Consider the following 23,487-nt stretch of genomic DNA (forward strand, 5'->3'; position numbering starts at 1 on the left):
TCGGCGGGGGCGGGAAGCACAGCACGAGCGTAGCCGCCCGCGAAGAAGTCGCCCCGGGTTCGGGCGTGCCGACGCACTAACCTGTCTCTATGCGCCTGCACGTCGCCGACCACCCCCTCATCACCCACAAGCTCACGGTGCTGCGCGACCAGCGCACCCCGTCGCCGGTGTTCCGCCAGCTCACCGAGGAACTCGTGACGCTGCTCGCCTACGAGGCGACGCGCAACGTCCGAGTGGCGCCGATCGAGATCCAGACGCCCGTCACGACGACGACCGGTGTGCGCATCGACGACCCGCGGCCGCTCGTCGTGCCGATCCTTCGCGCCGGCCTCGGCATGCTCGAGGGCATGGTCAAGCTCCTGCCCACTGCGGAGGTCGGTTTCCTCGGCATGGCGCGCAACGAAGAGACCCTCGAGCCCACGACGTACGCCGAGCGTCTGCCCGACGACCTGAGCGACCGCCAGTGCTTCGTCCTCGACCCCATGCTCGCGACCGGCGGCTCGCTGGGCGCGGCCATCGACTTCCTGTTCAACCGCGGGGCGCAGGACGTCACCGCGATCTGCATCCTCGGCGCCCCCGAGGGCGTCGCGGCGATCGAGAAGCAGGTCGCCGGCCGCGACGTCACCCTCGTGCTGGGTGCGCTCGACGAGCGCCTCAACGAGAAGGGCTACATCGTGCCCGGGCTCGGCGACGCCGGCGACCGGCTGTACGGCACGGTCTGACCCGCGACATCCGCGCGATCATACGATCGGCACGCGGCGCACATCCGATGCCACGGCGACCTCGGCGGTCGTCGCACCGCGACCGACCACGGCGACCGGTGTGAACGGGCGACCGTTGAACCGCGTCGCGGTGACCGTCGTGTACGCACCCATCGTCGGACTCACCAGCAGGTCACCGACCGCCAGGTCGGGCAGCAGCACCTCGCGTGCGATCACGTCCGACGAGTCGCAGGTCGGGCCTCCGAGGGTCGCCCAGCGGTGGTTCGCCGCGTCCGTCGTGCCTCTGAGATCCCGCTCGGCGAACACGAGCGGGTGCACGTCCTCGGTGAGCACGTTCGAGTACGAGCCGTAGAGCCCGTCGTCCAGGTAGTACCAGCGACCGTCGCCGCGCTCGGCGATGCCCACGACGCTCGTGACCAGGGTCATCGCGTCGGCCACCATCACCCGTCCGGGCTCGGCGATGATGTCGAGCCGCCGCGCATGCGGCTCGAGCACCGGACGGAGCACCGCGGCGACGTCTTCGATGGCCGCCGACTCGGAGTCGTACGACGCCGGAAAGCCACCGCCGATGTCGAGGGTGTCGAACTGCACGTTGAGGCGCCGCTCGAGGATGCCCATGAGCTCGAGCGTGTCGGCGGCGGCCGTGGGAAGCGGGCCGGATCGTCCAGCTGGCTGCCCACGTGATAGCTGAAGCCGGCGACCGTGATGCCCGCGGCATGCGCACGCTCGACGAGATGCGCCGCCTCGAACGGCCCGACGCCGAACTTGCTCGACAGGTCGCTCTTCGCGTGCGGGCTGCGGTAGGCGAGACGCACGAGCAGTCGCGTGTCGCTCGGCGCGCCGCGGAACTTCTCGATCTCGACGTCGTTGTCGACGACGAAGGTGCGCACCCCCGCGGCCAGCGCCTCGGCGATCTCGGCGGGCTTCTTGATCGGGTGGGTGTGGATGATGCGGGATGCCGCGACACCGCGTCGCGTCAGCATCGCCAGCTCCTCGCCGGTCGCCACGTCGAACCCGCAGCCGGCATCGTCGAGGACGTCGAGCACGGCGTCGTGGGCGAGCGCCTTGACCGCGTAGTGGAACCCGACGAACGGCAGCGCGTTGCGGAGGTGCCGGTGCTGGCGGCGCACGCGCTCCGGATCGAGCAGCAGCAGCGGTGTGCCGTGCAGCGCGATGGCCGCGCGAGCCGCGACGGACGACAGCAGAGCGGATGCCTCGGCCCGGCGCCTGCTCTCGAGTGCCCGGGTCGTGCGGGGCTCACGTCGGAGGGCCGCGAGGTTCACGTCGACACCTCCTTCGCGCCCAAAGGGCTGCGTGCGTCGCGCAGGCCGGTCCTGGCGGTGACGGTGAAGGCGCCGGCGGCGACCGCGTAGAACACGATGTCGGCGGCGATCTTGCCGGCGAGCATGCCCCAGAGCGGATCGGGGATGAGCCACACGCCGAGCATCAGTGCCGCCGGGCGCACCAGGAAGGTGTCGAGCAGCTCGGCCGCGCCGAACTCCGCCACCAGCAGTACCGCCGTGCGGCCGGCAGCCCGCCGTCGTGTCGCCGAGACGGGCGCCTGCTCGATGTAGATCGTGACCGCGAGCACGGCATAGAAGCCGATGATCTCGCCGAGGAGGGCCGCCACGGCGATGAGCGGTGCCGCGTCGGTCCAGAGGGTGGCGAGAAGTCCCCCGACCACCATCGCGGCCGTTCCGGCGACCTCGGCGGGCAGATAGCGGACGATCCAGAAGACGATCCCGCGGCGCCGGGGCGCAGCATCCGTCGTCGTCGGGGTCTGAGCTGCCGCCTCATGCGTGGTCGCGATCGTCGCGAGCGGCTGGTCGATCGTGGTCATGTCGTCCTCCTCCGTGTGTCAGAGGAGGAAGCACAGGCAGTGATACCGGACACGCGACGGCGCGGCATCCGCCCCTCGCCGAACGGATACCGCGCCAGTGCGCTTTTTACGACGCGTGGCAAGGCTACGTGGCCGGAATTTTCCACCCAAAGGGGTTGACTTCGGACGCGTCGGCAGTGTAACGATCCACCACTCGGACGCGTCGTCCGGGTACCGCCTCAGTCGCCGAGCGGGGGCTCCTGCGGGTTGCGGCGACCGGTTTCCCGCTCCCAGAACTCCAGCTGCTGGGTCAGCGCCTTCGCGAGTTCGAACACCTGGTCGGGTGGGATGCGGATGCGGCTGACCACGCGCGCCGGGACGACCGTGTGGCGCTGGCCGGTCTCGGCGTCGACCTGCTCGCGCGGCGGCTGTGCGAGGGTGAGGAAGTCCATCACGAACACCGTCGGCGTGTGCCAGACGTTCGCGAAGTCGGCGTAGTTGCCGCCGATGAGCTCGGGCGGGAGGTCGATCTCGAACTGCTGCGAGGCGTCGTCGGCCATGCGTGCTCCTGTTCGGCGGGTGTCTCGTCCCAGACCGGTGCGAGACGCTCGGGGGCTGTCGTGTGCGACGTGTGCGCGAGTCTACGCGGGCCTCAGCCCCGGCCGACCAGTCGCGCGAAACCGCTCAGCCGAGCCACGCCCTCAGGGGTGTAGGGCAGGTCGTCGAGGAGCCCCGGCGAGTACACGACGTACGCCGTGTGCATCGCGCGCGAGATCGCGACGTTCAGGCGGTTGCGCAGCAGCAGGAACTCGAGCCCGCGCGGGGCGTCGCGCCCGCTCGAGGCCGCCAGCGACACGATCGCGACGGCAGCCTCCTTGCCCTGGAACTTGTCGACCGTGCCGACGGGCACATCGGGGAATCCTGCGGCGGCGAGAGCCTCCTCGACCGCGACCTGCTGCGCGTTGTACGGCGTGACGACGATGAGGTCCTGCTGCTCGAGCGGCCGCGGCGGCAGCGCGACCGAGGAGCCGTCCGTGTCGGAGGTGGCGGCATCCGTCCACTCCCGTCCGATCAGATCGGTGACCAGGCGGGCGACCTCTGCAGCCTCTTCGAGCGACTGCGTGGCGTTGCCGTGGTGGCGCAACGCGATCGGCACGAGGCCCGCGGCGATGCCGCCGAGGCGCCGCAGCGCCGTCGAGGGGTGCGCTTCGAGCTCGCCGCGATACGACAGCGTCGACACGGGCGCCGCGACCTCGGGACGCATGCGCCGGGTCTCGGCGAGGAAGTACCCGTACTCGGGCGGGATGACGTCGGCACCGTCCATCACCCAGCCGAGCGCCGACGTGTCGACGGGGGCGGGGTGCGTGCCCTGGCTCACCTGCGGCAGCTGCTGCGGATCGCCGAGCAGCAGCAGCCGGGGCGCGGCGAGCGACACGGCGATCGTCGACGCGAGTGAGAACTGGCCGGCCTCGTCGACGACGAGGAGGTCGAGGCTCCCGCGCGGCACGCGGCCCTCGTGGCTGAAGTCCCACGCGGTGCCGCCGATGACGTAACCGGATGCCTCGTGCTCGGCCGTGAAGGCAGCCACGCCGTTCTTGGGGAGCACGGTGAACGCGTGCCCGGCCGTCGCGTCCTTCGGCGCCTTGCCCACCTGGACCGCAGGCACCCCCGCCGCGATGACGCGGTCCAGGAGGTGCTCGATGGTCGCGTGCCCCTGGGCGACCACGCCGACCTTGTACCCGTGGTCCCGCACGAGGCGGGCGATCACGTGGGAGCCGACGTACGTCTTGCCGGTTCCTGGCGGGCCCTGCACGGCGAGGTAGCTGCGGTCGAGGTCGCGCACAGCGCGTGCGATGGCGTCGACCGCGTCGTCCCCCACCGCGGGAAGGGTTCCCGTGAGGGTGCGCGGCGGACGACGGCACAGGATGTCGGTGGCCGGGTCGGCCGGAAGCTCCGGCGCAGCCGCGATGACGGCGTCGGCCCACGCGTCGATCGCCTTCTGCTGGTTGCCGGCGGCGGGCGGCGCCTGCGGGGTGAGCGCGAGGGGCAGTTCGCTCCAGGTCACTCCGTCGACCGCGGTCTCTTCGATCACCGCGCCGTCGTCGAGCACCTCGACGACGGTCACCGACCGGTACGCATGGATCCAACGCGGCGATGCCTCGAACGGGAACGGTGCGGGCAGCTCGTACAGCGCGAACGGGTTCGTGCCCTCGCTGAGCCGTGTGCCGGGGGCGAGGTCGCCCCGCAGCTCGACGATGCGCCGCTCGCCGCCCTTGCCGCTCTCGAGGAAGTGCCAGTCCTCGCGCACGACGCTGCGCGCGGGGTCGATCGCGACGACGTCGCGGGTCTCCTCCCACAGCGAGACGGGCTCGCGTAGCCGCAGGAAGTGCGTGGCCCAGAACGATTTCGCCTCCCGCGGGTAGTAGTCGATCGCGGCAGCGCCGAGCCGCAGCGATCGCGCGGCCATCGAGTCGTCAGGGTGACCGAGGGCGAGCGCATCGAGCAGCGTCGCGCGCGGCGACGGCTCGTACGCCCGCTCGTCGGGCTCGGGATTCGGCGACGGCACGAGCTTCGCCTCGCGCGCACGGTCGACGAGCCAGTCGCGCAGGCGCCGGGTCGAGACGCAGTCGTAGCGGTTGTAGTCCGCGAGGTCATCGAACACGAGACCTGCCTCGGCCTCGGCGCCGTCGGCCTGCAGCGCACGCGCCTCGACGTAGCGGACGATCGAGTCGTCGCCCTTCTGCACGTCGCTCGTGCGCACCTCATCGCCCATATAGAGCGGCTCGAGCTTCTTGATCGAGTACGAGCGGGAGCCGACGCGCAGCGCCCGGCGCACGATCGGGTACAGGTCGACGAACACGCCGTCGCGCAGGAGGCGATCGACGTCGGCCTCGCGCACGCCGTGGCGCGCCGCCATCGCGAGCAGATGCGTCGGCTCGTACGGCGCGTAGTGGTAGATGTGCATGCCGGGGAACTGCTGTCGGCGGAGGTTCACGAGGTCGAGGAACGTCTCGAGCGCCCGCTTCTCGTCGGCGAACGAGTGCGCCCACAGCGCGGTGTACTGCTCGCGGGTGTCGACCCACCCGAACAGGTAGTCGATGCCCCACTGCGTGGGCTCCCCCGGCGTCGGCGGCTCGGTGTGCAGCGGGTCGCCCTCGAAATCGAAGAACAGGTCGCCGTGGTCGGGCCGCGGAAGCGCGCCGAGCGCCTGGGGGGCGACGACCTCGAACACCGGGATCGGCGGAGCAGGAACGGCCGCAGGGGCCTCCAGCACGGCCGCCACCGTCGCCTGGGCGACCGACGCGCCGTCGGTGGCGAGCACGCTCCCCGCCACGACGACCTCGTGCGGCACGGTCTTCGGCGCGATGAGCGGCGGCGTGCCCGCCGGGCTCTCGAGCTGCAGGCGCGCCTGCGTGCGCAGCGACGCGAACACGTCGGGGTTCATGCCCGCCGGCCCGCTCGGCGCCCCGGCGAGCTGTTCGATCGTCTCGATCCCGGCGGCGCGCAGCCGCTCGCGCTGCACGGGGCGCATCCCCGCCACGAGCAGCAGATCGCGCGTTGCCACGACCTCCGCGTCGCACGTCGCGCAGCGCCCGCACGCGACGACGCCGAGCTCGCCCCGCGGGTCGCCCCACGCGATCGGCTCCCCCGCCGCTCGGAGGTCGAGGCGGCGGTCCGCGATGAGCGCGGCGAGCCGTTCGCGCCGCAGCGCGAACACGGGCAGCAGGTCGTCGACCTCGTGCTCGCTGACGCTGCCGTCGCCGAGCAGCAGCTGCACCCGGCCGGAGCGCGCGACCCCGAGGCGGTCGAGCTGGTCGACGTATGCGGCCAGCTGCATGAGCGCGGTCACGCGGGCGTGGCGCGCGAGCTTGGTGTCCTGCACGAGCCAGCGCCCGGACTCGTCGCGGACGAGGAAGTCCGCGAAACCGACGAACGACTCCGTCGAGAACGCGGCCTGGTAGACGACTTCGGCATCCGAGGCGAGGGCGGCGTTCGTCTGGGCGACCGCGTCGGCGAGGGCCGCAGCATCCGACGACCGCGTCTCGGGGATCTCGACCACGCGATCCCCGTAGCGCTCGATGTAGTCGGCGAGCACCCGGCGCTCGTGCACCGTGCCGAGGCGCCCCGCGCGCTCGAGGGTGAGGTCTTCCGGATCTTCGACCGCGGCCACGCGACCGAGTCGCGCGTCGATCGCGCGCAGCCACGCGAACTCGCACTCCGCAGCGGTCTTGAGATCGCTCGCGCTCCAGACGATCCGGCCTTCGTCCTCGATGTATCGCATACCCCGCCCTTCTTCCACGACGATAGCCGCGCCCCCCGACACCTCTGCCCCATGCCCCACCTCCGCCCCCATGCCCCACCTGCCAGACTTGACCCCATGAGCCTGCCCTTCGACAGCGCGTACCGGCACGGGTTCGCCCGCGTCGCCGCGTGCACGATCCCGGTGGAGATCGCCGACCCCGCCGCCAACGCCGACGCCGTGCTCGAGGCCGCGCGCGTGTGCGATGCCGACGCGGTCGCCGTCGCGGTCTTCCCCGAGCTGTGCCTGACCGGCTACGCGATCGACGACCTCGTCATGCAGGACCCCGTTCTCGACGCGGTCGTCACCGCGATCGAGGGGCTGGTCGAGGCATCCGTCGATCTCCTTCCGGTGCTCGTCGTCGGCGCGCCGCTGCGCCACCGCAACCGCCTGTACAACTGCGCGGTCGTGATCCACCGCGGAGAGCTGCTGGGCGTCGCACCCAAGTCCTACCTGCCGACCTACCGCGAGTTCTACGAGCGCCGCTGGTATGCGCCGGGCGACGACCAGGCGGGCCAGGACATCCGCGTGGGCGAGCTCGAGGCGCCGTTCGGACCCGACCTGCTGTTCGAGGCGCTCGACGTCCCCGGTCTCGTCGTGCACGCCGAGGTCTGCGAGGACGTGTGGGTCCCGATACCCCCGTCGTCGCGCGCGGCGCTCGCGGGGGCCACGCTGCTCCTCAACCTCAGCGGCAGCCCGATCACGATCGCGCGCGCGGAGGACCGCAAGGACCTCTGCCAGTCGCAGTCCCTCCGCTGCCTCGCCGCCTACGCGTACGCCGCGGCGGGCGCCGGTGAATCCACGAACGACCTCTCGTGGGACGGCCAGACCATGATCTACGAGGCCGGCAACCTGCTCGTCGAGACCGAGCGGTTCCCCGACGGGCCGCGCCGCTCGATCGCCGACGTCGACCTCGACCGCCTGCGCCAGGATCGCCTGCGCCAGGGCACCTTCGACGACAACCGCCGCGCGACGGGGGCGGATGCCTCGTTCCGCACCGTCCACTTCCGGCTCGACCCGCCCCGCACCGACGTGGGGCTGCGCCGCACGCTCGACCGGTTCCCGTTCGTGCCCGACGACCCCGCGCGCCTCGCGCAGGACTGCTACGAGGCGTTCAACATCCAGGTCTCAGGTCTCGTGCAGCGCATGCGCGCGATCGGCGGCCCGAAGCCGGTGATCGGCGTGAGCGGCGGACTCGACTCGACCCACGCGCTGCTCGTGGTCGCGCGCGCCATGGACCTGATGGGGCGCCCGCGCAGCGACATCCTCGCGTACACGATGCCCGGCTTCGCGACGAGCGAGCACACGAAGTCCAACGCGATCGCCCTCGCCGAATCGGTCGGCGCGTCGATCGAGACGATCGACATCCGCCCGCTCGCGATCGAGATGCTCGAGCGCCTCGGGCACCCGTTCGCCGACGGCGAGCCCGTGCACGACATCACGTTCGAGAACGTGCAGGCGGGTCTGCGCACCGACTACCTCTTCCGCCTCGCCAACCACCACGGCGGCATGGTCATCGGCACGTCCGACCTGTCCGAGCTCGCCCTCGGCTGGGCCACCTACGGCGTCGGCGACCACATGAGCCACTACGCCGTGAACGCCGGGGTGCCCAAGACCCTCATCCAGCACGTGATCCGCTGGGTGATCTCCGAGCGCGAGGGCGTCGACGACCGCGAGGCCGAGGTGCTGCAGTCTGTGCTCGACACCGAGATCTCGCCCGAGCTCGTGCCCATGGGCCAGGACGGCAAGATGCAGTCGACCGAGGACCGCATCGGCCCCTACGCGCTGCACGACTTCGCGCTGTTCCACATCCTGCGGTACGGGTTCCGCCCGTCGAAGATCGCCTACCTCGCCGCCCACGCGTGGGGCGATGCCCAGGCGGGCGCGTGGCCCCCCGGCTTCCCCGATGAGGACCGCTACGCCTACGACCTGCCCACGGTCGCGAAGTGGCTGCAGGTGTTCCTGAAGCGCTACTTCGCGTTCGCGCAGTTCAAGCGCTCCGCGATCCCGAACGGTCCGAAGGTCTCGCCCGCGGGGTCGCTGTCACCGCGCGGCGACTGGCGCGCCCCCTCCGACGGCAACGCCCGCGTGTGGCTCGCGGAGCTGAAGGCCGCCCTCCCCGATCTCGTCAAGGACTGACGGAGCGGATGCCGCGGCCCGCGGCATCCGCTCTCTCCGGTGTCCGTTCTCAGGCGGGCGGCTGGGTGTAGGCGAGCGTGATGATCCAGCTGTCGCGCGACAGGTCCGCCAGCTGGTACCACGTCTTGCGGTCCGGGATCCATCCTCGCGTGAGCGGGCTGTCGAGGCGCACATGGTCGGGCGCCACGAGCGCACCGCGCCCGTCGGCGTCGCGCACCGCCTGCACCCGCGTCCAGTGGGCGAGAAGCTTGTCGAGGTTCGATTCGTCGAGCAGATGCGAGTGGCGCTGCATGAGGTGCAGCTCGGCGTCGTCGGGATGGGCGTCGCGCAGGTCGAGGCCCAGCGACACGTCCGGGTCGCTCACGGCGACGACCGTGGCAGCGCGGAAGTTGACGTTGCGGATCTTGAGCGGCACCTCCGCACCGCCCACCTCGGCGATCAGCTGGGTGTGGAACCCGAACGTGCGAGGGGCCTCGCGCTCGACGCGCACATCCTTCGCGTCGACGCCGAGCTTCGTCGCGACGATCTCCTTGGCGAGCGCGCGCTTGCGGTCGTGCTCGGGGAGCTTGGGATCCCAGCCGAGCCGCGCCGTGATCCCCGCCGGAGTCTCGAGAAGCACCGATTGCATGATCCACCTCATTCTCCGCGGCCCGTCCGCACCTCCATCCTGTCGCGGCGGCGAGCGGTGAGGAAGATCGCCACGCCCCTTCGTCCCACCCGATCGCGTCCCGACGATGCGGTCGCCTGCGCGGGAACACGGGTCGGTGACGACGACACGCCGATGACGGATGCTGCCGCCCGGCGTGTCGCGTCACGCGCCCGTCTTTTCGCACGAGGCGGGCCGTCAACCCCCCTCCGAGGACCGCGGGGCGATGGAAGGATGGGGCCTATGACGAGGCGCGCGACGGTGATCGGCAGCGGGCCCAACGGGCTGTCGGCCGCGGTCGCGCTGGCGCGCGCCGGGTACGAGGTGCGCGTGCTCGAGGCCGCCGCGACCATCGGCGGCGGCGTCCGCACGGCGGCGCTCACCCTCCCCGGCTTCCGCCACGACGTGTGCTCGGCGGTGCATCCCGCGGCGCTGTCGTCGCCCTTCTTCCGGGCGTTCGGCATCCACGAGCGGGTCGGCTGGATCCACCCGCTCGCCTCGTACGCGCAGCCGCTCGACGGCGGGCGCGCGGCGATCGCGTGGCGCGACATCGAGCGCACGGCCGATGCCCTCGGCCCCGACGGCCGCGCGTGGCGAGGCGTCCTTCGCCCCCTCAGCCGTCACCTCGGCGGATTGGTGGACTTCACCGGGTCCCAGCTGCTGCGGTGGCCGCGGCATCCGGTCACCACCGTCCGGTTCGGGCTGCGCGCCCTGCAGCTCGGCACGCGCCTGGGCCGCGAGACCTTCCGCACGGAGGAGGCGAGCGCGCTGCTCACGGGTGTGCTCGCGCACGCGAACACCCCGCTGCCGTCGCTCGGAGGGGCGGCGTCCGGGCTCTTCCTCGCGGCGCACGGGCACTCGGCCGACGGCTGGGCGTTCCCCCGCGGCGGCTCGCAGGCGATCGCGGACGCGCTGGTGGCCGACCTGAAGGCGCACGGCGGCGTCGTCGAGACGGGCAACCATGTGCAGACCCTCGCGGACCTGGACTGGGGCGATCCGGATGCCGGCGACCTGCTGCTGCTCGACACGACACCGCGCCTCCTGCTCACGCATCCGGACCTGCCCGACCGCTACGCGCGGGCGGTCCGTCACTACCGGTACGGCCCGGCCGCCGCGAAGGTCGACTTCGCCCTCGACGGACCGGTGCCGTGGGCGCACCCCGACGTCGCTCTGGCCCCCACCGTGCACCTCGGCGGCACACGGGAGGAGGTCGAGGCGAGCGAGAACGCGGTGGCGCGGGGCGGACTGACCGATCGGCCGTACGTCTTGACGGTGCAGCCGAGCGTGCTCGACGGCACGCGCGCCCCTGCCGGCAAGCACGTGCTGTGGGCGTACATCCACGTCCCGGCGGGGTCGACGTTCGACCCCACCGAAGCCGTCGTGCGGCAGGTCGAGCGCTTCGCGCCGGGATTCCGGCACCGCATCCTCGCGAGCCACGCGATGACGGCCGCCCAGCGCGCCGCATACAACCCCGCCGACATCGGCGGCGACATCCTCGGCGGCGCCTTCACGTTCGCACAGGCGATCCGGCGCCCCATCGTCTCGACGACGCCGTGGCGCACGCCGCTGCGCGGCGTGTACCTCGCGTCGGCGTCGACCCCGCCCGGACCCGGCGTCACCGGCATGCCGGGCTGGTACGCCGCGCGCCAGGCGCTGCGCGACAGCGGCCGGCGGCTCGATCTCGGGGACCTCTTCGGAGCGTGACCGGGTGGACGCCTTCGCCGCGGTCGACTTCGAGTTCGCTCGACAGGTGCTGCAGCGGGGCGTCGCGGCCCTGTTCGTCGTCGCGTTCATCTCGTCGCTGAACCAGTTCCGTCCGCTTCTCGGCGAGCACGGGCTTCTGCCCGCGCCCGACCTCCTCGAGTGGGTGCGCACCTCGAAGAGAGGACAGCGGATGCTGCGCCCCACCGTCTTCCGCCGCCTGCGGTACACCGACCGCAGGCTCGCCGCCCTGTGCTGGGCGGGCATCGTGATCGCGGCGACGCTGGTCATCGGCCTCGCCCAGCTCGGTCCGCCGTGGGTGCCGATGCTGTGCTTCCTCGCGCTGTGGCTCGGCTACATGTCGATCACGAGCATCGGGCAGACCTTCTACGGGTTCGGCTGGGAGATGCTGCTGCTCGAGGCCGGCTTCCTCGCGGCGTTCCTGGGCTCGGATGACCAGCCGCCGCCGGTCGTCGTGATCGTGCTGTTCTGGTGGCTGGTGTTCCGGCTCGAGTTCGGCGCGGGCATGATCAAGATCCGCGGCGGCCGCGAGTGGCGCGACCTCACCGCGCTCACGTACCACCACGAGACCCAGCCGATGCCCGGGCCGCTCAGCCGCCAGGCGCACCTCCTCCCCCGCTGGTTCCACAAGGGCGAGGTGCTCGGCAACCACTTCGCGCAGCTGGTGGTGCCGTGGTTCCTGTTCGCACCACTCGTCGGACTGTTCGCGCCCGGACCGGTGCCCGCCGTCGTCGGGACAGTGGCGGCCGCGATCGTCATCGCGACGCAGGCCTGGCTCGTCGTCACCGGCAACTTTGCATGGCTCAACTGGATGACGATCGTGCTCGCCTTCTCGGCCATCGGACTGCCGGGCATCGGCGCCGCGCCCGAGGGCGCAGCATCGCAGGCTCCGGGCGTGTTCACCGGGATCCCCGTGTACTGGCTCGTCATCACGTGCGCGATCGGCGCGCTGTACCTCGTGATCAGCTGGTGGCCGCTGCGGAACCTGTTCGCGCGGCGGCAGCTCATGAACGCCTCGTTCAACCGGTGGCAGCTCGCCAACGCCTACGGCGCATTCGGCACGGTCACGAAGGAGCGCATCGAGATCGTCGTCGAGGGCACGATGGACGACGACCCCGACACGGCCACCTGGCACGAGTACGCCTTCAAGGGCAAGCCCGGCGAGGTGCACCGCATCCCGCGGCAGTTCGCGCCGTACCATCTGCGCCTGGACTGGCTGATGTGGTTCCTCCCACTCGGCCGGTCGCTCGACGACTGGTTCACGGTGTTCCTGGTGCGGCTTCTGGAAGCGGATGCTGCGACCCTGCGCCTGCTCGCCCACGATCCGTTCGCGGGTGAAAAGCCGCGATGGGTGCGTGCGGTGTCGTATCGCTACCGCTTCACGACGCGCGCGGAGTTCCGCGAGTCGCACGCCCGGTGGAAGCGCGACCGGCGGCGCCCGGTCATGGGACCGGCGTCTCTGCGCCGCTGACGGCGGCCTTGCGCTCGCGCGCGGTGCGGCGCGCGGTGAGGTCGACGATGGCCACCAGGAACGCGAGGGCGAGGAAGACCGCGACCGACAGCATCCCGAAGGCGTACGCGTCGTGGTAGACGACGAGGCTGTCGTGGGAGCCGGACTCACGGTAGATCGCGGCGTAGAACAGCGACAGCGCGACCGCCGTGCCGACCGCCGCGCCGATGCGCTGGCCCAGCTGGCCGACGGAGCCGGCGAGGCCACCCTGTTTGACGGGGATGTCGCCGAGCGTGAGCGCCTGGTTGGGCGCGATCACGAGACCGCCGCCCGCGCCGCCGACGGTCATGACCGCGGCGGCGATGTAGGGGGTCCACGCGGGGTCGCTGTAGAGCGCCGCGAGCACCAGCCCGCCGACGCACAGCAGCATGCCGGCGAGACCCCACACCACGACCACGCGGCCGTGCGTGCTGACGAGGTTGCCGCCGACCCACGAGGTGACAGCGGAGGCGAGTGCGAACCCGATCGACACCATGCCCGCGTACACCGGCGCGAGCCCGAGGCCGAGCTGCAGGAACAGCGTCGTCACGAGGAACATCGCCGGGGCCGCGGTGAAGTACGCCGTCTGCAGCAGCGTGCCGTTGCGATACGACGTGATGCGGAAGAGGCCGAGCGGGATGAGCGGCTTGCGGCCGCGCTTCGCGTAGCGGCGCTCCCACGCGATGAAGGCGGAGGCGAACAGGGCGAAGGCGACGAGCAGCCACCACCGCGCCGGGTTGTCGCTGGGCGCACCGGTGGTGAAGAGGAAGGGCCACATCAGCGAGATCACGCTCGCGCCGAACAGCAGCACACCGACGGGGTCGAGCTGCACTTTGCGCTGGGAGTTCGTGCGGGTGTCGGGCAGCAGCCACAGCGCGAGGGCGATCGCGATGAGGCACAGCGGCACGTTCATCCAGAAGATGAGCCGCCAGCCGTTCGTCGGCCCGCCGAGGGCGATGAGCAGACCGCCGAGCGTCGGGCCGAAGGCCGTCGCGATGCCGATCGTCGCGCCGAAGAGTCCGAAGGCGCGGGCGCGCTCCTTGCCCTGGAACAGCTCCTGGGCCATGCCGAGCACCTGGGGCATCTGGATGCCCGCGGCCACGCCCTGCAGGAGTCGCCCGATCAGCAGCACCTCGGCGGTCGGCGCGAGCGCGCACAGCACACTCGTGACCGTGTAGAGCGAAAGGCCCACGACGAACAGCGTCCTCCGCGAGCGCTGATCGCCCAGGCGGCCCATCGGCACGAGCACGAGCCCGAAGGTGAGGACGAACCCCGACACGATCAGCTGCAGCTGCGTCGAGCTCGCACCGAGCACCTCGCCGATCGACGGCAGCGCGACGTTGACCTTCGTCATGTCGAGGATGGTGATCGCGGCGACCGAGACGCAGACCCAGAACGCACGCCAGCGGGCACCGTGCGAGAGGGGGATGACAGCAGTCGTGGCCGGCACGGCGCGCGCCTTGCTCGAAGAACTCTGCGGCGTCGGCTGTGGCTGGGACATCTCGCCCAGGCTAGCCCCGTTCCGCAGAGTGGCGGGCGCAAACCCCGGCGCGCGGGAGATGATGGGAGGGTGAGACTTCTCGTCGCCGCCCTCGACTCCGAGCTCGTCGCCTTCCCGGAAGACCTCGACGGATTCGACCGCCTCGTGACCGGCCCCGGCAAGCTGCAGGCGACCTACGCGCTCACCCGCGCGCTCGACGCGACCGCCTACGACGAGATCGTGGTGGTCGGCACCGCGGGGGCGATCGACGCGCGGCTCGACGCATCCGTCTACGAGATCTCGGCCGCCCTGCAGCACGACGTCACCGACATCGACGGCATCGTCGGCCAGCACGTGTCGCTGCCGACGCGCGTCGAGCTCGCCGCCGACGGCGTGACGATCGCCACCGGCGACCACTTCGTCGACGACTCCGAGGCCGTGGAGGTCATCCGTCCGCTCGGCGCCGTCCTCGTCGACATGGAGACGTACGCCTACATCTGGGTCGCAGAGCGCTTCGGCGTGCCGATCCGCGTGCTCAAGGCCGTCTCAGATCGCGCCCAGGACGGCGCGATCACCGACTGGCGCACCGCCGTGACCGCCTGCAGCCACCAGCTGCGCGACCGCATCCGCGCCGACTACGGCGTCTGACCCCGACTCACGACACCCACTGCGTCTTCGCCCACGTGATGTTCGCCAGCGTCGCCTGGCCCGACAGGGACGGGTGGAAGTAGTCCCGCGTCGAGATGTCGGACTTCACGAACGCATAGTTCGCGACCGCGTATCCGTCGAACCGGCACTTCGCAGTGGCTGCGCAGGCGGCCTCCAGCACCTTGTTGAAATCGGTCACCCGCTGCTGAACCAGCGTGCGGCGCTGCACGTCGGCGGTCGCGCTGCTGCTCGGGTTGGCGAGCATCGACTGGCAGGTGCCGAGCAGCGACCACGCGAGACGGGCGGACAGACTCGATCTGTTGATGTCGTAGAGGCGCTGCAGGCTCGGGATGCTCGCGACGAAGATCTCCGGCGCCGCGGCACTCGCCGCAAGGGTGGAGAGCGCCGACTGCACGTTGGTCCGGAACGCATCGACCGTCGTCATCTGCGCCACGGTCCGGGTGCAGGCGTCGATCGCGCCGATCTCGATCGTGACGTACTGGGCCCCCTGTCCGGCGGCCATCTGCGCCTGGGCGGGGAGCGCCGACGATCCCGCACCCGACTTGGCGTCGTTGAAGACGTTGACGAGGCCCGTAGCCCCGGCCGCCCGCAGCCGCTGCAGGTGTGAGTTGACCGACGTCGTGGATCCCGTGGACCAGCTGTTGGTCGGACACGTCGTGAGGCTCGAACACGTCATCGCCGCCTGGGTGATCGAGTCCCCCAGCGCGGCCATGCGAGTGATCGTCGCCGGCGCGGGTGCGGCATGCGCGGCAGAGGCGGCGCTGAGAGTGCCGGTGAGAAGGAGGGCGGATGCCGCGAACGCGGCGAGGGCGCGGCGCGCCCGTGTGGTGGAACGCATGTCGACTCCGTACGTCGTCGTAACGAGAGGGCGCGGCGAACAGCCGCGGCCGGACGAGCGCCGGCGGTCGGGCGGGATCGCGATTCCCCCAGGAAGCGATCTGCCGCGAACGATACACCCGTGCATCGCCCGGGCGACAGAGGGAGAAGACCCAGATTGCCGCGCGGGATGGGGGCCGAGCCGTGGCTCAGACGCGGGCGGCTGCGTCCTGCCGGATGACGCTCGGCCCGGCAGGTGTCGCCTCGACCGCGAGCTGCGCGGGCAGCTGCTCCTTCATCGCGGCCACATGGCTGATGACGCCCACGGTGCGCCCGCCCTGCCTCAGCTCGTCGAGGGTGCGCATCGCGAGGTCGAGTGTCTCCTCGTCGAGCGAGCCGAAGCCTTCGTCGACGAACAGGGTGTCGAGCCGCACACCGCCCGCCCGGGCGGTGACCACCTCGGCGAGCCCGAGGGCGAGCGCGAGCGACGCGAGGAACGTCTCGCCGCCCGAGAGCGACTGGGCTGGACGTGACTGGCCGGTGAAGGCGTCCATGATCTCGAGGCCGAGGCCCGAGGCGGCGCCGCGCGCGGCCCGCGCATCGGTGTGCTGCAGCCGGTAGCGCCCCGACGACATGTCGCTGAGCCGCAGGTTCGCGGCGGCCACGATCTCTTCGAGCTCGGCGGCCAGCACGAACGTCTCGAGGTCCATCTTCATCGTGTTGGGGGCGCGCCCGGCGACGGTGTCGGCGAGCCGGGCGATGGCCGCGGCATCTGCGGCCCGCGCCGCGACGCCGGCGTACGCCTGATCGATCTGCATCGCGAGATCGCGGAGTCCGGCCACCAGCGTGCGGGCGTCGCTCTCTGCCCGGAGCGCCTCGGTGCGTCCTTCGTCGGCGGCCGCGAGCGCGGCCTGCGACGCCTCGGTGTCGACAGGCTCGGTCGGCGCGCCCGCGAGTTCGAGCTCGAGCTCGAGCATCCGTGCCCGCGCCGCGCCGAGCTGCGTGTCGTGCGCCGAGATCCGCTCGGCGAGAGCTTCCACGTCGCGAGGTGCGGCAAGGGCGGCGTTCGCCTCGGCGGCATCGGCGAACACGGATGCTGCGACTCGCTCTTCGACGTCGGTGCGCGCCTGCGCGGCCAGGGTCGCCGCGCGGTGCGCCTCGGCGCGGGCATCGACCGCCGCCCGACCCGCGTCGCGGATCGAGGTGGCGTGCGCGACGCGGTCCGCGACGCTGACGTGCCCGCCGCGGGCCGCGTCGACCGCCTCGCGGGCAGCCGCGACCCGCTCCTCCAGCGCCGCGATACGGGTGCGTGCCTCGGCGAGCCGCTCTGTCAGGGACGCGCGGGATGCCTCGGCCTCGTGGTCGAGCGCCGCCAGCTCGGTGCGCCGGGCCGCGAGTGCATCGCGGCGTTCGACGGCGCGCTCGGCTGCGGCCAGGTCGGCGGTGGCGGCGGCCAGCTGCCCGCGGAGCGCCTCGACGCCTTCGCCGCCGGCGCGAGCGGCCGCCGCGCCCTGGCGTTCCCGGGCGGTCTTCGCCGCGTCCGCCGCGGTGCGCTCGTGCGCGGCCGCCGCATCACGCTCGGATTCGGCAGCAGCGAGGAGCTCATCGGTCACCGGCTCGTCGGCCGGCGCGGCAGGCGACGGATGCGCCGTGGCCCCGCACACGGCGCAGGGCTCGCCCTCGACGAGCGTCGTCGCGAGCTCGCCCGCGTAGCCGTCGAGACGGAGTTGGAGCAGCGCGGCCACCCTTGCCGCGGCGGCAGCGGCAGCTGCGGCCGCGTCGCGGTGGTCGATCTCGGCGGCGCGCTGGGTGGCGGCGAGCCCTTCGGCCTCGACGGCGGCCGCAAGGCGCCCGGTGAGCTCTTCGTGGCGCTCGCGCGCGGGATCGCGGCGGGAGGCCGCCGCGCGCTCGGCCTCGAGTTCCGTGTCGATGCGCTCGAGCTCGGCCGGCACCTGCGCCCGCTGCGCATCGAGGGCGACGACATCCGCCTCGAGCCGGGCCACCTCCGCTGCGGCAGCCGTCTTCCGCGATTCGCCGTCGGCCAGGGCCGCCTCCTGCGCGAGGGCGGCGGTCCACACGGCCAGCTCGCCGGTGAGACGCTCGACCACCGCAGAGAGATCGGGGGCGCCCGCGTCGTCGGTGCCGGCGACGGCACGGCCCCATGCCGCGGCGGCCGACGCGGCCAGCTCGGCCGTCGTCGCCGCGCTGCGCTCGGCTCGGCGTGCCGTCTCGAGTGGCGCCCGCAGCGCCTCAGCGGAGCGCGCCCGGGTCAGTCGCCGACGGTCGTCGGCGATCTGCGGGCCGGCCTCTTCGAGCGTGGCCAGTCGTTCCCGTGCGCGGCCGAGCTCGGCCTGCGCCTTCGCCAGCGCGACCCGCTCGGCGTGTGCCGCCTCCGCGACGGTGCGGGCGTCGTCCGCAGCGACGCGCTCGCGCGTCAGCGTGTCGAGGCGGTACGACGCACGCTGCTGACCGAGGTCGACCGCCGCGCGCCGCGCCGCCAGGTCGAGCGGAGCCTCGGCCTCGGCCTCCTCGGCGGGCACCAGCTCGTGCGCCGCGATCAGGCGCTCCGCCTGATCGAGCAGGGTGCGGGCCCGTTCGCCGAGCGCGTCGAGCTCGTGCTGCGCCGCCTTGCTGCGCTCACCCAGCTCGCGCGCGTACTCCTCGTAGCGACGCGTGCCGAAGAGGGCGCGCAGCAGTGACTGCCGCTCCGTGCCGGAGGCGAGGAGGAACCTCGAGAACCGGTTCTGCGCGAGCAGGATCACCTGCTGGAACTGCTGGGCGTTGAGCCCGAGCACCTCGTCGAGGAACAGCCCGACGTCGCGGGGTTTCGCCGCGCGGCCGGTCCACGCGCCATCGACGAGCTCTTCGAGCTCCGCGCGCGTGGGCTCGGTGGTGAGCCCGCCGCCGCGGCGTGCCGGCCGCTGGTACTCCGGGGCACGGGTGACGCGCCAGCGGCGGTCGCCGACGGTGAACTCGAGGCGGACCTCGGTGGGATCCTCGGGTGCGCAGTGGTCGCTGCGCAGGCGCTTGTCGCCCGTCTCGTAGCGGGGCACGCTGCCGTACAGCGCGAAGCAGACGCCGTCGAGGATGCTCGATTTGCCCGCGCCGGTGCGACCGGCGATGAGGAAGATGCCGTCGTGCTCGAACGACTCGAAGTCGACGCTCTGCTTCTCGCGGAACGGCCCGAAGCCGGTGAGCTCGAGGCGGTGCAGCCTCACGCCGTCGCCTCCACCCGCGCGCGCTGCTCCAGCAGCTCGCCGACGAGCTCCGCCTCGCGGATCGACGCGCCCTCTCCCTCGCGCACATGGGAGAGGAAGGCGTCGACGAGCTCGGCGTCGTTGCGCGCGGAGCGCACGCGCTCGGCGTAGGTGCGGCCGTCGTCGATGCGCGTCGCGACCGGAGCGTGACGCACCTCGGCGCAGAAGGGGAATCGGGCGAGCAGTCGCCGCATCGGGTCGCGCTGCGGCAGCGGATCGGTGTATTCGGCGCGCACCCAGTCGTCGGCGTGGGTCGCGAAGCGCTCGTCGGCGAGCAGCTCGTCGAGCGTCGCGGTCAGCGTGGTGAGGGTGCGCGGCACCGGCAGCGGCAGCCACTCCACATCGCCGAGGCCGTCGGCGCCGAGCTCGACGAGCCACGACCCGCGCGGCTTGTGCCCCTCGTCGAAGCTGTAGTGCAGGGGAGCCCCGGCGTATCGCACGCGCGGCGAGAGCTGCTGACGCCCGTGGATGTGGCCGAGGGCCATGTAATCCACACCGTCGAAGGTGGTCAGCGGAACGATGTCGAGCCCGCCCTGCTGGATGTCGCGCTCGAGGTGCGGCGTCGGCTCGACCCCCGCCGCGAAGCAGTGCGCGACCGCGATCGAGCGCGCGCCCCGGGCCGCAGCATCCGTCCGCACCAGGTCCATCGCCCGCGCGAGCACGTCGGCCTGTGTGCGCACGCCGGGCCAGGCACCGCGCAGGAGCACGGGCTCGAGGTACGGGATGCCGTACACATGCACCGGGCCGTGCTCGTCGTGGACGGTGACGGGGGTCCCGATGGTGGCGGGATCGGTGACGACGTGGACGCCGTCGCGGAGGAGGCGCGACTGGAAGCCGAGCCGGGCCGCCGAGTCGTGGTTGCCGCTCGTGACGACGACGGTCGCACCCGCGTCGGCGAGGCCCCGCAGCGCGTCGGTCAGGAGCGTGTAGGCGCCCGCCGCGGGGGTCGCGGAGTCGAACACGTCGCCCGCGACGATCACGAGGTCGACGTCGCGCTCCGCCACCTGCGCGACCAGCGCCTGCAGCACACCACGCAGCGCATCGAGCGTCGAGTGGCCGTGGAACGACCGCCCGATGTGCCAGTCCGAGGTGTGCAGGATCCGCATGCTCAACACGGTACGTTCGGCCCCTGACATCGCCCGCCAGGCAGGCCGCGGACCCGCGAACCACCGGGGTTTCCGCGTCGGTGCGGCGCCTCCGGCGCGTACCCTCGAGCCATGTCCTTGCCCGGGGTCTGCGTGGTGTTCCTGCTGCGCCGCGGACCGCAGGGCGCCGAGGTGCTGCTGGGCCGCAAGCGCACCGGGCTCGGCCAGGGGAAGGTCGTCGGCATCTGCGGCTGGGTCGATCCCGGCGAGGGCGCCGACGAAGCCGCCGTCCGCGAGGCCCGGGAGTCGGTCGGCGTGCGGGTCGCGGCATCCGATCTGCAGGTCGCCGGAACGGTCGAGTACCACTTCCCCACCCGGCGCGCGTGGTCCCAGCAGGCGACGGTGTTCGTGTGCCGACGGTGGCAGGGCGATCCCGTCGAGCGCGACGGGATGACGCCGCAGTGGTACGGCCTCGACGCCGTGCCCTACGCACGCATGTGGGACGACGCCTCGCGGTGGCTGCCGGGCGTGCTCCGCGGCGGCACGGTCGACGCGCGCTTCACGTTCGGGGCGGATCTCGCGACGGTGGTGCTCACCGCGGAGTGACCGCGCGGCGGCGTCGCCGCCGGCCGGGTTCGCGCGTCTTCCGGCGGTGCACCCTCCCCTCGGTCCTCCGCCGGACGTATCGTGGAACATGGCGCACAACGCAGACACCGCTCCGCGATCGACCGTGGTCGCGCTCGTCGGGTCCGACAGCGACGAACTGCTGACCGGTCTCGCCGATGTTCCCGCGCTCGTCGCGCTGTCGCTGCGCGAGGCCGACCCCGCAGTCGCCGCGCACCTCGTCGCCTCGGTCTCCATGCCGTACGTCGTCCACGACGCCGACCCGCTGGAGCACGTCGCGTCGGCCTGGGTCGAGCTGTACGAGGAGCGCGCCACGCTCGGCTCCCTCGAGGCGGAGGTCGGGGCGCTGCTGTCGCTGTTCGCGTCGGGTGAGGCCGTCATGCCCGACTACTACGTCGTCGCGGGACCGGAGGCGATCGAGGGCGCCTGGCGGCACTGGTGGCTCGGGGCGCTCGCCCATCACGCGCCGTCGCGCGTGCTCCCGGTCGAGGCATCCGGCACCGCTCTGCGGGCGAGGCTGCGCACGCTGCCCGCCTCGCGGCCGTGGCCCGAGCCCGAGGCGTGGCTGCCGCGCGTGCAGTTCGACATCCCCGATCGCGTCGGCCTGCGCGATCAGCCGGGCGCCGCCTGATCCATGACGGAGGTCGAGAGGTTCGCGCACGCCGGCGCGACGCTCGTCGCCGAGCGGCGCGGCCGCGGCGAGCGCGTGTACGTGCTCATCCACGGCATCGGCATGGGCCGCAGCGTCTTCGCCGATCTCGAGCGCCATCTGGGCGACGGCGAGGTGGTCGCGTTCGACCTCCCCGGCTACGGCGAGGCTCCCGAACCGCGCCGGGTGCTCACGATCGAGCGCACCGCCGACCTCGTCGCCGCCTACCTCCGGGCCCGGGTGCGCACACCCGCCGTCGTCATCGGGCACTCGATGGGAGCGCAGGTCGCGCTGGAGGTCGCCGTGCGCCACCCCGCACTCGCCGAGCGCATCGTGCTCATCGGACCGACCGTCGACCCCACGGCGCGGACGGCGCCGCGGCAGCTGTGGCGGCTCCTGCGCGACATCGCCGTCGAGAGCCCGGTGGTGATCGCGCGGGGCGCCCGGGAGTACCTGCGCGCCGGACCGCGGCTGCGCGCCAAGTTCCGCGCGGTGCTCCGGCACCGTCCCGAGGACGTGCTGCCGCGCGTGCGGATGCCCGCGCTGGTGCTCCGCGGCGAGGACGACATCGTGGCGCCGCAGCAGTGGTGCCGACGGATCGCCGACACCCTGCCGGAGGGCCGGCTGGCCGAGGTGGCGGGGCATGGCCACGAGACGATGATCCGGGATGCCGCACCCGCCGCGCGGGTCATCCGCGAGTTCGCCGGATCGGTGTGACGACGGCTCACGACTGCCTGGTCTCGCCGGAATCCTGCCATCCCCGTCGCAGCCGGCAATGTCGGAACCCCCGCGTAGGTTTCACACTGTCGGAACCAACGGAGGAAACCATGTTCGCTGTATACGCCGCCGAACAGCAGTACCGCCACGACACCTGGTCGCGAGACCGCGAGCACGCGATCCTCGCCTCCATCCGCGAGCGGAAGATCGCTGTCGCCCCGCGCCGCCCGGCCCGCGTCATCGACGCCCCCCAGCGCGTCGCCTGGGCTCGGCCGATCGGACTGCACGTCTCGGAGCACGACCCCGCGGTGTGCGCCGTCGCGTAGCCGTCGAGGTCAGGACGCGCGCGGGTCCGTGGGAGCGGGCGCGGGCGCGGCGACGGCCGCCTGCTGGGCCGCGCGGTCCTTCGCCACGGCGTCGCTGATCATCTGACCCCCGCTGCGCAGGAGGGCGCGACGCCACGGCAGTGTGCCTTCGATCTCGATCTGGATCGAGATCGACAGGATGGTCCGGATGAGCACGATGAGGCCCAGGATGGCCGCGTCCTCGAGCGACGGCTTCGAGGTGATCGTGCGGATGAGGTCCGCAGCGACGAGCACCTCGAGCCCGAGCAGGATCGCGCCTCCGAGGGTCGTGCGCAGCGTCGTGAACGCGGTCTGACCGCCCTCGTGGCGCGCGAGCGACCGTCCGCCCAGCACGAGCGCGATCACGAAGCCGACGATCATGGCGGCAGCGCCGACGGCCTCGAAACCGACGGCGACGGCGGTGAACACTGCCTCCATGTGCACGCGCCCAGCCTAGGGCCGGGCGCGTGCACATCCGCGGTCGAATCGCGGAGTCAGCTCGCCGCGCCGCGCCGCGGGTGCGCGGGATCGTCCGCGTCCCCGACCGACACCTGTCGCGCGAGCTCCTCGATGTCGCTCTCCGGAAGATCGATGCCGGACTGCGTCAGTCGCTGGCGCAGGACGTGCGCGATGTGCTCCAGCGGGTCGGTGCCGACGTCCTGACGTGTCTGCGCGACGATGCCCGCCACCTTGTCGATGTCGGAGGCGTTGTTCTGCGCCATCGCGGGCAGCCGCTGTTCCTGCTCGGTCCCGAGTGCACCGGGGGTGCGCTGCGCCTCCCCCGCGGTCTGGGTGTCGCGGGCGCCGTCCTGACCGTGGTGGTCGATGCCGTCCTCCACGACCCCGATGCCGACCGCCTCGTGGCTCGGCGGGGGTGCCGCCGGCACCGAGTCGGCGTTCACGACGCCGTCGGGCAGGTCCTGACTTCTCGCTCGATCGCGATCCATGGCGTGCTCCTCTCGTCCTCCCCCAGCCTCCGTCGCGGGGCCGCACGGCGACATGGGGTTGA

20 protein-coding genes and 1 pseudogene are annotated in these 23,487 nt (G+C 72.4%); 9 read left to right on the forward strand and 12 right to left on the reverse strand.

Annotation, left to right across the window (positions count from 1 at the left end; translation table 11 throughout):
• Window positions 1-89: 89 nt before the first annotated feature.
• A complete protein-coding gene (gene upp, locus Q9R33_RS00475) occupies window positions 90-722 on the forward strand; it encodes a uracil phosphoribosyltransferase (RefSeq protein WP_056368818.1) in 633 nt (210 codons plus the stop codon).
• A gap of 18 nt (window positions 723-740) precedes the next feature.
• On the opposite strand, the gene Q9R33_RS00480 is transcribed toward upp, so the two are convergent.
• From Q9R33_RS00480 to Q9R33_RS00500, 5 genes and pseudogenes are all read right to left on the reverse strand, one after another.
• Window positions 741-1,340 carry a hypothetical protein gene (locus tag Q9R33_RS00480; protein WP_311292511.1) on the reverse strand — a complete coding sequence of 200 codons (600 nt, stop codon included), beginning with the start codon at window positions 1,338-1,340 and terminating at the stop codon, window positions 741-743.
• Between the two features lie 89 nt (window positions 1,341-1,429).
• Window positions 1,430-2,005 (reverse strand): annotated as a pseudogene (locus Q9R33_RS00485) (type III PLP-dependent enzyme); the annotation flags it as partial.
• Window positions 2,002-2,562, reverse strand: coding sequence for a hypothetical protein (locus tag Q9R33_RS00490; protein WP_311292512.1), 561 nt, complete (start codon window positions 2,560-2,562; stop codon window positions 2,002-2,004). The gene Q9R33_RS00490 and the pseudogene Q9R33_RS00485, both read right to left, overlap by 4 nt.
• A 218-nt stretch (window positions 2,563-2,780) precedes the next feature.
• Window positions 2,781-3,101, reverse strand: a complete 321-nt coding sequence (locus Q9R33_RS00495) for a DUF3467 domain-containing protein (protein WP_045296530.1) — start codon at window positions 3,099-3,101, stop codon at window positions 2,781-2,783.
• A 92-nt stretch (window positions 3,102-3,193) separates the two neighbouring features.
• Complete coding sequence (locus Q9R33_RS00500) at window positions 3,194-6,823, reverse strand: AAA domain-containing protein (protein WP_311292513.1); 3,630 nt, start codon at window positions 6,821-6,823, stop codon at window positions 3,194-3,196.
• 96 nt (window positions 6,824-6,919) lie between these two features.
• On the opposite strand from Q9R33_RS00500, the gene Q9R33_RS00505 reads away from it, so the two are divergent.
• Window positions 6,920-8,980 carry an NAD(+) synthase gene (locus Q9R33_RS00505; protein WP_311292514.1) on the forward strand — a complete coding sequence of 687 codons (2,061 nt, stop codon included), beginning with the start codon at window positions 6,920-6,922 and terminating at the stop codon, window positions 8,978-8,980.
• Between the two features lie 49 nt (window positions 8,981-9,029).
• Here the strand turns inward: Q9R33_RS00505 and Q9R33_RS00510 are convergent, their stop codons facing one another.
• The gene (locus Q9R33_RS00510) at window positions 9,030-9,608 is read right to left on the reverse strand and encodes a hypothetical protein (RefSeq protein WP_310249905.1); all 579 of its coding nucleotides are present in this window, start codon (window positions 9,606-9,608) and stop codon (window positions 9,030-9,032) included.
• A 261-nt stretch (window positions 9,609-9,869) separates the two neighbouring features.
• On the opposite strand from Q9R33_RS00510, the gene Q9R33_RS00515 reads away from it, so the two are divergent.
• Together Q9R33_RS00515 and Q9R33_RS00520 are read left to right on the forward strand one after the other, a co-directional pair.
• Window positions 9,870-11,330, forward strand: a complete 1,461-nt coding sequence (locus tag Q9R33_RS00515; protein ID WP_311292515.1) for an NAD(P)/FAD-dependent oxidoreductase — start codon at window positions 9,870-9,872, stop codon at window positions 11,328-11,330.
• 4 nt (window positions 11,331-11,334) lie between these two features.
• The gene (locus Q9R33_RS00520; protein WP_311292516.1) at window positions 11,335-12,819 is read left to right on the forward strand and encodes a lipase maturation factor family protein; all 1,485 of its coding nucleotides are present in this window, start codon (window positions 11,335-11,337) and stop codon (window positions 12,817-12,819) included.
• On the opposite strand, the gene Q9R33_RS00525 is transcribed toward Q9R33_RS00520, so the two are convergent.
• Window positions 12,791-14,338 carry an MFS transporter gene (locus Q9R33_RS00525; protein WP_311292517.1) on the reverse strand — a complete coding sequence of 516 codons (1,548 nt, stop codon included), beginning with the start codon at window positions 14,336-14,338 and terminating at the stop codon, window positions 12,791-12,793. The genes Q9R33_RS00520 and Q9R33_RS00525 overlap by 29 nt on opposite strands.
• Window positions 14,339-14,407: 69 nt before the next feature.
• Between Q9R33_RS00525 and Q9R33_RS00530 the strand changes: the two genes are divergently transcribed.
• Window positions 14,408-14,965 carry a nucleoside phosphorylase gene (locus tag Q9R33_RS00530; protein ID WP_311292518.1) on the forward strand — a complete coding sequence of 186 codons (558 nt, stop codon included), beginning with the start codon at window positions 14,408-14,410 and terminating at the stop codon, window positions 14,963-14,965.
• A gap of 7 nt (window positions 14,966-14,972) precedes the next feature.
• Here Q9R33_RS00530 and Q9R33_RS00535 read toward each other — a convergent pair whose 3' ends face one another.
• The 3 genes from Q9R33_RS00535 to Q9R33_RS00545 form a co-directional block, all read right to left on the reverse strand.
• Window positions 14,973-15,824 (reverse strand): SGNH/GDSL hydrolase family protein, encoded by an 852-nt coding sequence (locus Q9R33_RS00535; protein WP_311292519.1) that lies wholly within the window; start codon window positions 15,822-15,824, stop codon window positions 14,973-14,975.
• 187 nt (window positions 15,825-16,011) lie between these two features.
• Window positions 16,012-19,020, reverse strand: coding sequence for an SMC family ATPase (locus Q9R33_RS00540; RefSeq protein ID WP_311292521.1), 3,009 nt, complete (start codon window positions 19,018-19,020; stop codon window positions 16,012-16,014).
• A complete protein-coding gene (locus Q9R33_RS00545; RefSeq protein WP_311292522.1) occupies window positions 19,017-20,165 on the reverse strand; it encodes an exonuclease SbcCD subunit D in 1,149 nt (382 codons plus the stop codon). Before Q9R33_RS00545 ends, Q9R33_RS00540 begins: the two co-directional genes overlap by 4 nt.
• 111 nt (window positions 20,166-20,276) lie before the next feature.
• Here Q9R33_RS00545 and Q9R33_RS00550 point away from each other — a divergent pair, with 111 nt between their 5' ends.
• From Q9R33_RS00550 to Q9R33_RS00565, 4 genes are all read left to right on the forward strand, one after another.
• Window positions 20,277-20,750, forward strand: coding sequence for an 8-oxo-dGTP diphosphatase (locus Q9R33_RS00550; protein WP_082496996.1), 474 nt, complete (start codon window positions 20,277-20,279; stop codon window positions 20,748-20,750).
• Between the two features lie 88 nt (window positions 20,751-20,838).
• Window positions 20,839-21,399 (forward strand): hypothetical protein, encoded by a 561-nt coding sequence (locus tag Q9R33_RS00555; RefSeq protein ID WP_056368780.1) that lies wholly within the window; start codon window positions 20,839-20,841, stop codon window positions 21,397-21,399.
• 3 nt (window positions 21,400-21,402) lie between these two features.
• The gene (locus tag Q9R33_RS00560) at window positions 21,403-22,134 is read left to right on the forward strand and encodes an alpha/beta hydrolase (RefSeq protein ID WP_310249881.1); all 732 of its coding nucleotides are present in this window, start codon (window positions 21,403-21,405) and stop codon (window positions 22,132-22,134) included.
• A gap of 110 nt (window positions 22,135-22,244) precedes the next feature.
• Window positions 22,245-22,460 (forward strand): hypothetical protein, encoded by a 216-nt coding sequence (locus Q9R33_RS00565; RefSeq protein ID WP_311292523.1) that lies wholly within the window; start codon window positions 22,245-22,247, stop codon window positions 22,458-22,460.
• Between the two features lie 9 nt (window positions 22,461-22,469).
• Here the strand turns inward: Q9R33_RS00565 and Q9R33_RS00570 are convergent, their stop codons facing one another.
• Window positions 22,470-22,916 (reverse strand): DUF1622 domain-containing protein, encoded by a 447-nt coding sequence (locus tag Q9R33_RS00570; RefSeq protein ID WP_310249999.1) that lies wholly within the window; start codon window positions 22,914-22,916, stop codon window positions 22,470-22,472.
• Between the two features lie 56 nt (window positions 22,917-22,972).
• Complete coding sequence (locus Q9R33_RS00575; protein WP_056368773.1) at window positions 22,973-23,425, reverse strand: hypothetical protein; 453 nt, start codon at window positions 23,423-23,425, stop codon at window positions 22,973-22,975.
• Between the last annotated feature and the right edge of the window lie 62 nt (window positions 23,426-23,487).

This window comes from Microbacterium sp. PRC9 (assembly GCF_031844125.1).
Taxonomy (GTDB): Bacteria; Actinomycetota; Actinomycetes; order Actinomycetales; family Microbacteriaceae; genus Microbacterium.

Coding starts and splice junctions, on each gene's coding strand:
- Q9R33_RS00565 (WP_311292523.1), top strand. CDS start 22,245: ATGTTCGCTGTATACGCCGCCGAACAGCAGTACCGCCACGACACCTGG.
- Q9R33_RS00560 (WP_310249881.1), top strand. CDS start 21,403: ATGACGGAGGTCGAGAGGTTCGCGCACGCCGGCGCGACGCTCGTCGCC.
- Q9R33_RS00480 (WP_311292511.1), bottom strand. CDS start 1,340: ATGGGCATCCTCGAGCGGCGCCTCAACGTGCAGTTCGACACCCTCGAC.
- Q9R33_RS00515 (WP_311292515.1), top strand. CDS start 9,870: ATGACGAGGCGCGCGACGGTGATCGGCAGCGGGCCCAACGGGCTGTCG.
- Q9R33_RS00550 (WP_082496996.1), top strand. CDS start 20,277: ATGTCCTTGCCCGGGGTCTGCGTGGTGTTCCTGCTGCGCCGCGGACCG.
- Q9R33_RS00510 (WP_310249905.1), bottom strand. CDS start 9,608: ATGCAATCGGTGCTTCTCGAGACTCCGGCGGGGATCACGGCGCGGCTC.
- Q9R33_RS00490 (WP_311292512.1), bottom strand. CDS start 2,562: ATGACCACGATCGACCAGCCGCTCGCGACGATCGCGACCACGCATGAG.
- Q9R33_RS00525 (WP_311292517.1), bottom strand. CDS start 14,338: ATGTCCCAGCCACAGCCGACGCCGCAGAGTTCTTCGAGCAAGGCGCGC.
- Q9R33_RS00555 (WP_056368780.1), top strand. CDS start 20,839: ATGGCGCACAACGCAGACACCGCTCCGCGATCGACCGTGGTCGCGCTC.
- Q9R33_RS00545 (WP_311292522.1), bottom strand. CDS start 20,165: ATGCGGATCCTGCACACCTCGGACTGGCACATCGGGCGGTCGTTCCAC.
- Q9R33_RS00535 (WP_311292519.1), bottom strand. CDS start 15,824: ATGCGTTCCACCACACGGGCGCGCCGCGCCCTCGCCGCGTTCGCGGCA.
- Q9R33_RS00575 (WP_056368773.1), bottom strand. CDS start 23,425: ATGGATCGCGATCGAGCGAGAAGTCAGGACCTGCCCGACGGCGTCGTG.
- upp (WP_056368818.1), top strand. CDS start 90: ATGCGCCTGCACGTCGCCGACCACCCCCTCATCACCCACAAGCTCACG.
- Q9R33_RS00495 (WP_045296530.1), bottom strand. CDS start 3,101: ATGGCCGACGACGCCTCGCAGCAGTTCGAGATCGACCTCCCGCCCGAG.
- Q9R33_RS00570 (WP_310249999.1), bottom strand. CDS start 22,916: ATGGAGGCAGTGTTCACCGCCGTCGCCGTCGGTTTCGAGGCCGTCGGC.
- Q9R33_RS00500 (WP_311292513.1), bottom strand. CDS start 6,823: ATGCGATACATCGAGGACGAAGGCCGGATCGTCTGGAGCGCGAGCGAT.
- Q9R33_RS00505 (WP_311292514.1), top strand. CDS start 6,920: ATGAGCCTGCCCTTCGACAGCGCGTACCGGCACGGGTTCGCCCGCGTC.